This is a genomic window from Kocuria aegyptia (genome assembly GCF_039530085.1).
Taxonomy (GTDB): Bacteria; Actinomycetota; Actinomycetes; order Actinomycetales; family Micrococcaceae; genus Kocuria; species Kocuria aegyptia.
Window position 1 is genome coordinate 98284 of the sequence record NZ_BAAAOA010000046.1, and the last position, 10108, is coordinate 108391.

Genomic DNA, 10108 nt, shown 5'->3' on the forward strand with positions numbered 1-10108 from the left:
CCCGGCACACCCTGTATTACGTACCGGTAGTATGCCGATTGCAAATCGTGGGGACCAAACAGACGGGTGTCACCTTTTTTGGGGTTGACAAGGAGGCATGCCGTTCGGGAACGCTCTCGGTGGCACCTTCTCACGTCTCCGCCTTCCCTACGCAGCCGTGCTCAGGGATCGGCCCAGGAACGACTGGAGCACCGACGCGGCCTCCTGGCGGGCGAGTGGAGCGCGGGTCCCGAGCCCCCAGTCCGTGTCGCCGAGCTGACCGTGGAGCACCAGCAATGCTGTCAGGGCCTGCCCCAGCTCGTCGCCGGTCGCGGCGGTGGCCCGCAGCATGCGCGTGTATGCCGACTGCAGCACCTCGGACGGAGCGCATCCCAGCTCGTGGTCCAAGGTCCGCCGGCACTGCTCGTAGGCCTGCAGGCCCTCGACCGGACGCCCGGCGCCTTCGAGGCCCAGGACGAGCACGGTCCATGCGCGTTCATTCAACGGGTCGGCCGTGAGCACCTTCCGGGCCTGGAGGAGTGGTTCCTCGTAACGGCCCAGTTCGAGGCCTGCCTCGGCCATCAGTACGCGGACCTCGGTCACGCGGGCCGCGAAGGCGGCGCGCTGGGACTCGATCCACTCGCAGCCCTGTTCGTTCTCCAGCAGGGAACCCGAAGCAATGTCCAGCGCGCGGCGCAGCAGGAGATCCGCCTCCCGCGCGGAGGAGCGCCTCGCGGCGTCCAGCAGCCGCTCGAAACGGGGCAGGTCCAGGTCCACCATGGAGGCGTCCATGACATAACCGCCGTTCGTGGTCTTCAGCGGACCGTGCTTGCCCTCCCCGGGCTGGAGGTGTCGTCGCAGAACGCTGACGTAGCTCTCCAGATTCGCCGACGCCGCCGCGGGCGCATCGGCTCCCCAGAGCAGATCGACGAGTCGCTGTTTTGACACCGGCGTTCCCAGTTGCAGGAGAAGGATCTCGAGGATCCGCCGCTGCCGGGGCCCTCCCAGTTCCTTGGACGTCAAGGTCAGGTTTCCTCGGCGGACGACCAGCGGACCGATGACGCGCGCCGACAGGCGTGCTGCCGGAGTGCCGGCTGTGGACTGATCGTCGATGACTGAGACATGCATGGTGTCAACTCCCCCCGAAGTGGACTCCAGTGTGAGGTGCGCTCGTTGCCGTCCATCAGCCCCGAACGGGGGGGTGCATCCCCCCATATTGGGGGGATGCACCCCGATGTCGCTCCCGCAGGGGACAGCAACCCCGGAAACACCGGCCGGAGTCGCTGCGGAGCGCCGCCGCGCGGACGACTTGCGAGCTCGGTCCTCGGGCGTGCACCAGCTGGTTGGCAACATCAATCGTCACGAACGAGCGAAGGTATCCGCCGACCTCGCCGGCCTCCGTCAGGTCGAGGCGTCACGACAACTTTTCTTCAAGGTGATGCGCCGACGTTGTGCTCATGGCAATCCAGGAAGCGATCCCCATCAGCGCCGAGCACCCGACGCGGCGGAAACGCCGCCGCTGGATCCTGCCGGCGCTGTTCCTGCTGGCGGTCCTCCTGGTGCTGGGGCACAGTGCCGTCTCCGCGGAGGAGGAGCCGAGCACCATGCTCGGCGCCTCCGCCTCCGTCCCGGGGGGACTCGCACGCCTCAACGGCGTCATGCCGTACAAGGAGTTCGTGGCCCTGGAGAACCGAGAGGTTCCCGCTGAGCTCGCCGGCGACGTCCCGAGCGGCGCCCATCAGGTGGTCGTGCTGCTGGAGCTCACCGCCATGGACCCGGAGGGACTCGAGTTCACCGCGGACGACTACGTGGTGGACCGGCTCGGGAAGAACCGCTCGCCGGTGGTCTGGTCGTCCCCGTCCGAGGCCTCGCTCGCACAGGGACAGACGATGCAGGCGGAGCTGGTCTTCGAGGTGCCCGACAAGGCCCTCGAACTGACCCTGGAGGGAGCCGACGACGTCCGCCTCTCGATGGGGTCCGACCACCACAGCGGTGGTGGAAGACGCTGACCGCACGGAGCGGCCCCGCCGGGGGCAGGCCGTTCCAGCACACGCATTGATCAAGAACACGGGGCCGCGCAGAGTGCAACGGTCCCGGTCCAAGGGGGAACATCGTCATGGCTGTCTCGAGAAGAAACGTCCTGCTGCTGGGCGGGCTGGGAGTCGCGGGGGCGGCTCTGGGTGTGCCGACGTCGGCGGTCAACGCGAAGTCGGCGAGCGCACTCGCCGACTCCCTGATGCCCAGGCCGTTCAGGACCGACTTCTTCCAGCCACCCGTCCTCAAGGCGGATGCGGAGTCGATCGACCCGGCCGATGGGAAGAAGGTGCTCCACTACACGGTCACGGAAGAAGCGGCTTCGGCCCAGATCCTGCCGAAGGCGGGGCTCCTGACGCCCATCCTCGGCTACAACGGCATCTTCCCCGGCCCCACGATCGACGTCTACCAGGGCACGAAGGTCGAGCTCACCGTGGTGAACAACCTGCCGCTCAGGCACGCCCTGGGCGGCCACAGCCTGGACACCTCGACGCACCTGCACGGCTCCGCCTCGCTGCCCCAGTACGACGGGTACGCCAGCGACATCACGAGGCCAGGGTTCCAGAAGACCTACAAGTACCCGAACTTCCAGGGCGCCAGGACCCTGTGGTACCACGACCACGGTGTCCACCACACCGCGCTCAACGCCTACTCGGGACTGGCGGGGCAATACCACATGCACGACGCCAATTCGGAGCGGCTCCTGCCGCGCGGGAAGTACGACGTCGCGCTCACCGTCTCCGACGCGATGTTCGCCGCCAACGGGTCCCTGGGCTACGACGACAACAGCCAGTCGGGGCTGTGGGGGGACGTCGTCCTCGTGAACGGCAGGCCCTGGCCCGTCATGAAGGTGCAGAAGCGGGTCTACCGGTTCCGTTTCCTGAACTGCGCCATCTCCCGGTCCTTCCGGCCCACGCTCAGCACCGGGGACCCGCTGATCATGGTCGCCACGGACGGCGGGCTGATGCCGAGCGCCCAGCCGGTGCGTGAGTACCGGCACGCCAGCGCCGAGCGCTACGAGTTCCTCATCGACTTCAGCAAGTACAGGACGGGACAGCGGATCGAGCTGCGCAACCTGTCCAACAAGAACAACGTCGACTACGACTTCACCGACAAGATCATGGCCTTCGACGTCGTGGACGAGCCCGTGGACACCACCGATCCCACCTGGAACCGGATTCCCAGCACCCTCGCCAGCAGCGAGGTGATGGACCTGCAGGAGAGCAAGTCGTCCAAGACACGACGCTTCCGGGTGAAGCGTGACAACGGGATGTGGACGATCGACGGGGTCACATGGGAACAGGTGATCGCCAGCAACTACAGCAAGGTCGCGGCGGAGGTGCCTCTGGGCGCCACGGAGATCTGGGAGTTCGAGAACAGTTCGGGCGGGTGGTTCCACCCCATGCACATCCACCTGGTGGACTTCAAGATCCTGAGCCGCAACGGCAGGGCTCCGTTCGCCTACGAGAAGGGCCCCAAGGACACCGTCTACGTGGGCGAGGGGGAGACCGTCCGCCTGCTCATGAAGTTCGGTCCCCATGAGGGCAAGTACATGGTGCACTGCCACAACCTCGTCCACGAGGACCACGACATGATGGTGCAGTACCGGGTCGGCGCTGCCAAGGATCCGGACCCCAACGATCCGATGGAGGCCGCCCCGGCGGTGCCGGCGGGGACGAACGTGCCCGAGCCCGAACCCACGTCGGCACCCACGGCTGAGCCCACGTCGGCCCCCGAGGCGGAGCCCACTGCGGCACCGGCGCCGGCGCCCACGGCATCGCCGTCACCTACCAAGGGTTCGGGAAGCAGGACGGAGACCAAGACTCCGCAACCTGCCAAGACCAAGCGTCCCGTACGGTGACGTGCTCCTGCAGCCGCAGAGGACATGGTGCAGCGGACCTGCTGCCCCGAGCAGAGGAGATGAGCTGACATGGTGCAGCTGAGCCCGGCCCCCGTGCCGACCCGGAAGGACGAGAGCCGGTCACATCGTGGGCCCATCGGGTCGAGGATGTTCTGGGCGGTCCTGCTCGGCCTGGCGCTGGTCCTCGCCGCCCGGATCTGGTTGATCGCGCCCGTGGTCGTCGCCTCGGACAGCATGGAACCCACCATGGGGGAGGGCGGCGTCGCGCTCCTCCTGAAGCCGGGCCCCGACCCCGGCAAGGTCTCCGCGGGCACGGTGGTCGTCTTCCCCCACCCCGAGGACGGCAGCACGACGGTCAAGCGGGTCGTCGCGACCGGCGGCCAGTCGGTGGAGATCAGGGACGCTCTGCTGTTCGTGGACGGCCAGGAGGTCGCCGAGCCGTTCGTCGATCACAGCCGGATCGACGGCACCTGGTTCGGCCCTGCTGAGGTGCCGCAAGGGCACGTCTTCGTGATGGGCGACAACCGGGGCGTGTCCGTCGACTCCCGGCACTTCGGCACCGTCCCCGCCGAGGACCTGGAGGCGGCCGTCCTGCTGCCGCCCTGGAAGTAGATCCGCCGCCCCGCGGAGCACAGACCGGCGGGCCCGGGACCCAGCTCCCCTCGTCCCGGGCCCGCTTTCCCCTGTCTCGAACAGAACCCCAGCAAGGTATTTCCAAGCCCGGCATCGTTTCCTGGATCACATATGCACACCTCGGGGGAGAGGAAGATCCGATGAGAGCCACGAAGAGGAACCGCGTGCCGGAGGGGAGCGCAGTGTCCGGGAGCGTCTCGCGCCGAGGCGTCCTCACCGGCGTGATGGCCGGCCTGGCCACCCTGCCGGTCGCCGGCCAGGCCCATGCCGCGCCGAAGATGCCCGCGCCCAAGGCGCCCGCTGTGCGGCCCGCGGCTGCTCCGGTGCTGAGCGCGGCCAGATCGGGCCACGGCGTGGGGGCACCGCGCGGCTCCGACATCGCGATCACTGCGGGGCGGACCAAGGAGGGACGCTTCGGTGTCATGTTCAAGAAGCTCCCGGCCTTCGCCCCGAGCGACGACCTGCTGGCGGAGCTCGCGCAGCAGATGGTCGACCGCACCCCGCCGCTGGCCGACGTCTCGCTGAGCAACGACGGGTTCGACAACCCGGACATCCCCGCCGGCTACGCCTATCTGGGGCAGTTCATCGACCATGACATGACGCTCGACAAGACGCCCATGCCGCAGCAGGAGATGGACCCGAAGGGCCTCACCAACTTCGACACCCCCTTCTTCGAGCTGGGATCCGTCTACGGCAGAGGGCCGGGTGCCGACCCCCAGCTCTACGACCCGGCCGATCCGCGGCGGATGCGCATCGGCCGGAACCTCGACGGTTTCCCGGACCTGCCGCGCAACGCGGACGGCACCGCGATCATCGGGGACCACCGCAACGACGAGAACCTCATCGTCGCCCAGTTCCACCTCACCTTCCTGCAGCTGCACAACAGGCTCGTGGACGAGGGCAAGTCCTTCCAGCAGGCGCAGCAGCTGACCCGGTGGCACTACCAGTGGCTGATCGTGCACGACTTCTTGCCCCGCATGGTAGGCAGGGGCCTGGTGGCCGGCATGCTCAAGCCGCGCAAGGGCGGACCGACCGGGGTGGACTGCAGGTTCTACAAGCCCGGCAATCCCACCCGTCCGATGATGCCCATCGAGTACTCGGTGGCCGCGTACCGGTTCGGCCACAGCATGATCCGCGCCGAGTACGAGATGCACGACGAGGTCACCATTCCCTTCTTCGGGAACCCCTCGAACGACCTCCGCGGCTCCCGTCCGCTGCCGACCATCGCGCGGGCGGACTGGAACTACTTCTTCGACGTCCCCGGGATGAGCGAACCGGACGACCGCAACATGACCCGGATGATCGACACCAAGCTGGCGCTCCCGCTCAACGAGCTCCCGCCGACCGTGGTGCAGCACGTCGACGGCGCCATCCTTTCCCTGGCCCACCGGAACCTGCTGCGGGGCAAGCGGCTCGGCCTGCCGGCCGGCCAGGACGTCGCCAAGGCCATGGGCGTGGCCCCCATCCCCAACGATCGGCTCGGGCTCACGGACCCCGGCTGGAACGGCCGGGCACCGCTCTGGTTCTACATCCTGAAGGAGGCGGAGCTGCTCGGCGGCCGGATGCTGGGCCCCGTCGGCGGGAGGATCATCGCGGAGGTCATCCTCGGCATCCTCTCCCTGGACCGCACCTCGTTCCTCAACGCCCCGACCGGATGGGCGCCCGCGAAGACACCGTTCGAGTGCGGGGACTTCCTGGAGATGGCCGGGGCCCTCGAGAACATGCCCGTCGGCGACGAGGACGAGGGCGGCGAGGACGAGGTGGAGGACGAGGCCGAGACGGAGGAGCCCCACGACGAGGAGACGGAGGCCGCTGCGGTCGGCTGACGACCCTGCCGGCCGCAGCGGCCGCCGGAAGGGCCGCGTCAGGAACAACGGGACCGTCCCGCCCATCCGGGCGGGACGGTCCCGTGCGTGGTGGGCGTCCGGCCGGTGACGTGCGGACCGGGCGCGTGCCGTGACTTGTCCGCTCTCCGGGGACCGTGCGGTGCGCCGGGCTGCCGTGGCCCGGGCTGCCGTGCGCCGGGCTCAGCCGTGTGCTCGTCGTCGGTCAGTGCAGTGCAGTGCAGTGCAGTGCACTGCTCCGCGCGGGAGAGAGCGGGGGATGGGTCCCGGAGGGCAGGAACGGTGCCGGGCCCGTGCTCCGAGAGTTCTCGGAGCACGGGCCCGGCAGGGGAGGGAGCTGCTTCGTCGGTGTTATCCGGTGCCGACCACCCCCCGTGCTTCGCCGCCGCGCGTCGACTGCACGTGGATGCTGGAGACCCGCTGGCCGGAACCGGGCTTGGCCCGGTACTCCCAGTTGCCCAGGGTGTCCACCGGCACCGAGGCGATCTTGACGGGCGTGCCCGAGCTGGTGTTGTAGATGTTGACCGACGAGGACGGGTTGAGCAGCGTCGGTGCACCGGGGACGACGGCCGTGCCGGAGAGCCTGATCTCCTTGCCCACCCGGTGCCGCGAGGCCGCATCGACGGTGACCACGTCATCGCTCTTCAGCGTGATCGTCGCAGGGTCGCTCCTGTTGCCGGCGGCGTCCGTGACCACGAGCTGGAGCACGGGGTCCGCGTCCAGCGGCGCAGGCGCCGTGGCGCTGGTGGTGGTGAAGAACGGCACGGTGACCCTGGGCTTCACTACGTCCTTCTTGTCGAAGGCCACCTCGGGACCGCTGACCTGGGACCACTCGTACTTGACGACGCCGACGTTGTCCGTGGAGCCGATGCCGCCGTCCAGTTCGGTGGCGATGCCGCGGGCCACTGAGGCCGTCAGCTCGGCGATGGCCGCGGTCGGCTTCTCGGTGTCGGCCGCCGGTGTGCCACCGGCGCCGTTCCCGCCCTCGACCTCGGTGACGGGGCCGCCGTCGGGGCTCTCCGGGATGGGCGCGAGGCCGCTGGGCGAGGGATCGCCACCGGTCACGACGACGGGCACCGTCACCTTGCTCGTGGCGGAGGTCGAGACGGTGACGTTGACCGGGGGTGCCACGGTCTCGAACGTGCCCTCATGGGTGTTGTCGGCGCCGGCCACCATGCTGCCGTCGAACCCGGTGATGCCCGTGATCTTCGGGGCCGATCCGGGAGCCGCCTTCGCCGTGACGGTCAGCTTCGTGCCGTCGTAGGTGGCGCCCGTGGCGACGGAGACGTCGGTGACGCTCACGGTGCTGGTGCTCTGCGGGTCGTCGGTCAGATTCCTGACGGTCACCTCGCTCGGCGCTGCCCCGTCGACCTTGACGCGGGCGTAGGCGAGCTCGGAGTTGCCCGGCGCCTTCTCCATGGGCGTGGTCGCGATGTTCTGCCCCTCCACTTCGAGGACATCACCGCGGCTGGTCGCGAAGACGTCGAGGTAGCCGTCGTTGACGACGGCGTGCTCCGCCTTCACCCCCGTGTTGGTGGCGATCTTGCCCTGGACGGTGAACTGGTCGGTCGACGCCGAGACGGGCGCGCCGGTCGCGGCGTTCGTGCCGGAGACCGAGAAGGTGGTCCGGAGACCGCCCACGATCCTGTGCGGCACGTCCGGGTTGCCCAGATAGCCCTCCGGGGCCCCGGTGTCCCACTTCAGGAACGGGCCGAGGTTGCTCCCCAGCGGCGTGTTGAAGTTCCCGACCGCGGGGGAGATGTCCTCCACGAGCTTGGCGTTGCCCTCGGCGTCGGTGTCCACCTCGATGGTCCCGTACGGGTGCGGGAAGGACAGCGTGCTGTTGGCCGGCCCGTCCTTGACCACGAGGCGCTGCCGGGCGAACACCATCTGCTCCCCGTCCGCCACCTCGTTGCCGAAGGCGGCCTCCAGCCCGAGCGTCAGGACGGCGCTTCCTCCACCGGGAAGGTCGAGCTCGGAGCCGGCCAGCATGTAGAAGATCTCGTGGGGGAAGTTGCCCGCGACGCCCTCCCGCGGAAGAACGAGCGGCTGCTCGGGGTCGAAGCCTTCCTCGGGTGCCAGGCCGCACAGCGGGTTCCTGCCGTCGTCGCACAGTTCCACGCGCGTCCCGGTCTTGTCCTCGTACCAGGCCGGGAACCCGTACTTGCTGTTGACCGGGCCGACGGCCTCGAGCTGAAACTTGTTCGTCTCGGTGACCTTGGTGGCGGCGACCGATGCGCTGATGCCCGTGACACCCAGCATCAGGACGACGGACGCCGCGAGACCCCGGCGGAAGCGAGGTCGTCGCGGCGGATCCCGCAGCAGCTCGTTGAGACCGATTGACGTGCTCATGATGACTCCTCATAGAGCGATGGTGATGACATCGCCAATATGTGAGCCGGCTCTTGTAAAAAGCCTGTGGCGGACGAGACCGGGATCGGCGCCGTGGAAGGGCGCCTCCGGGACGGGGACGCACGGCGTCACACCGGGCCGGGGAGCACGTGGCGGTGCTCAGCCCCGCAGTCGCGCCACGGCGTCCTGCTGCTCGAGGATGTCCTGGCGCATCTCGTCCTCGAGGAAGGTGAGCAGGGCGCGGGACAGGTCCGGGTTCTCGGAGGCCACGGCGTCCCGGGCCACCGCGGCCCGGAAGTTGTGGGCGAAGGCGTCGATGGCGGTCTGCGCCACGCAGCTGTGCGTGGAGATCCCGCACAGCATCAGGTGCGTGGCGTCCAGGTTGCGCAGCCGGGCCGCGAGATCGGTGTCGAAGAACGCGCTGTCACGGGTCTTGACCAGCCCCGTCCCGCCCTCGGTGTCGAGGCCGGCCACGTACGCGGACTGCTCCGTGCCGGGGAACGCGAAGCCCTGCTCGTCGTCGTGCATGTTGACGGTCCACGTGGAGCGGTCCCGCTCGTGCTGGGTGCGGATCAGCAGGACCGGGCAGCCGCCGTCGCGGGCCGCCCGGATCAGCTCGTTGACCTTCGCCGTCACGGATTTCCGCTGCTCCTCGAGCTCGGGGAAGTCGAAGTACGAGTTCTGCATGTCGATCACGAGCAGGGCGGTGCGGCCCTGCGCCGGGTGCTGGGTCATGGCGTCCTCTCCGGTGGGGGGAGAGCCCCGGGCGGGGCTCCCGCGGACAACGATCTGGTCAGCGAACTTACTACCATTGGGCGGGCGGCTCCACCCGGACCGGGCTCCGGTAGCCTGAGACGCATGGCCTATCACGCGGACGCCCTGGAGCTCGAGGGCAAGGAGATCCTCACGTGGGAACGCTTCGGTGAAGCGACCCAGGAGCTCGCGCAGAGCGTCGTGGACAGCGGCTTCCTGCCGGACATCATCATCGCCGTGGCCCGCGGGGGCCTGCTCCCGGCCGGGGCGCTGTCCTACGCGATGGGGGTCAAGCTCTCCGACGCGATCAACGTGGAGTTCTACACCGACGTCCACCAGACCTTGCCCGATCCCGTGCTGCTCGCCCCGATGCTGGACACCGAGTCCATCGCGGGCCGGAGGCTGCTCGTCGTCGACGACGTGGCCGACTCCGGGCGGACCCTCGCCCTGGTGCTCGAGCTGCTGCGCGGTCTGGGCGCCGAGGCACGCTCCGCCGTCATCTACGGCAAGCCCCGCTCCGTGATCCGCCCCGACTACCTGTGGAAGGCCACCGACGACTGGATCGTCTTCCCGTGGTCGGCCGCCCCGCCGGTCACCGCCGGCCCCTGAAGCGCCCCCGCTCCCACGGACGCGCCCGTGGGGGGGGGGGGGG

Annotated in this window: 8 protein-coding genes; 5 read left to right on the forward strand and 3 right to left on the reverse strand. The window is 69.1% G+C overall.

Annotated features, from left to right (window positions below; genetic code table 11):
* Positions 1-147 precede the first annotated feature (147 nt).
* Positions 148-1002: an AfsR/SARP family transcriptional regulator gene (locus ABD220_RS14760; protein WP_344123804.1), complete on the reverse strand. Its 855-nt coding sequence runs from the start codon at positions 1000-1002 to the stop codon at positions 148-150.
* 434 nt (positions 1003-1436) lie between these two features.
* Here ABD220_RS14760 and ABD220_RS14765 point away from each other — a divergent pair, with 434 nt between their 5' ends.
* From ABD220_RS14765 to ABD220_RS14780, 4 genes are all read left to right on the forward strand, one after another.
* Positions 1437-1988, forward strand: coding sequence for a hypothetical protein (locus ABD220_RS14765; protein ID WP_344123806.1), 552 nt, complete (start codon positions 1437-1439; stop codon positions 1986-1988).
* Positions 1989-2095: 107 nt separating this feature from the next.
* Entirely contained in the window at positions 2096-3874 is a 1779-nt protein-coding gene (locus ABD220_RS14770; RefSeq protein ID WP_344123808.1) for a multicopper oxidase family protein, read from the forward strand.
* Positions 3875-3943: 69 nt separating this feature from the next.
* Positions 3944-4486: a signal peptidase I gene (gene lepB / locus ABD220_RS14775; RefSeq protein ID WP_344123809.1), complete on the forward strand. Its 543-nt coding sequence runs from the start codon at positions 3944-3946 to the stop codon at positions 4484-4486.
* A 161-nt stretch (positions 4487-4647) separates the two neighbouring features.
* Positions 4648-6333, forward strand: a complete 1686-nt coding sequence (locus ABD220_RS14780) for a peroxidase family protein (protein WP_344123811.1) — start codon at positions 4648-4650, stop codon at positions 6331-6333.
* A 369-nt stretch (positions 6334-6702) separates the two neighbouring features.
* On the opposite strand, the gene ABD220_RS14785 is transcribed toward ABD220_RS14780, so the two are convergent.
* Both ABD220_RS14785 and ABD220_RS14790 read right to left on the reverse strand, forming a co-directional pair.
* Entirely contained in the window at positions 6703-8703 is a 2001-nt protein-coding gene (locus ABD220_RS14785; protein WP_344123813.1) for a hypothetical protein, read from the reverse strand.
* 159 nt (positions 8704-8862) lie between these two features.
* Positions 8863-9438 (reverse strand): cysteine hydrolase family protein, encoded by a 576-nt coding sequence (locus ABD220_RS14790; RefSeq protein ID WP_344123814.1) that lies wholly within the window; start codon positions 9436-9438, stop codon positions 8863-8865.
* Positions 9439-9561: 123 nt separating this feature from the next.
* On the opposite strand from ABD220_RS14790, the gene ABD220_RS14795 reads away from it, so the two are divergent.
* Positions 9562-10065, forward strand: a complete 504-nt coding sequence (locus ABD220_RS14795) for a phosphoribosyltransferase (protein ID WP_344123816.1) — start codon at positions 9562-9564, stop codon at positions 10063-10065.
* The last annotated feature ends 43 nt before the right edge of the window (positions 10066-10108 follow it).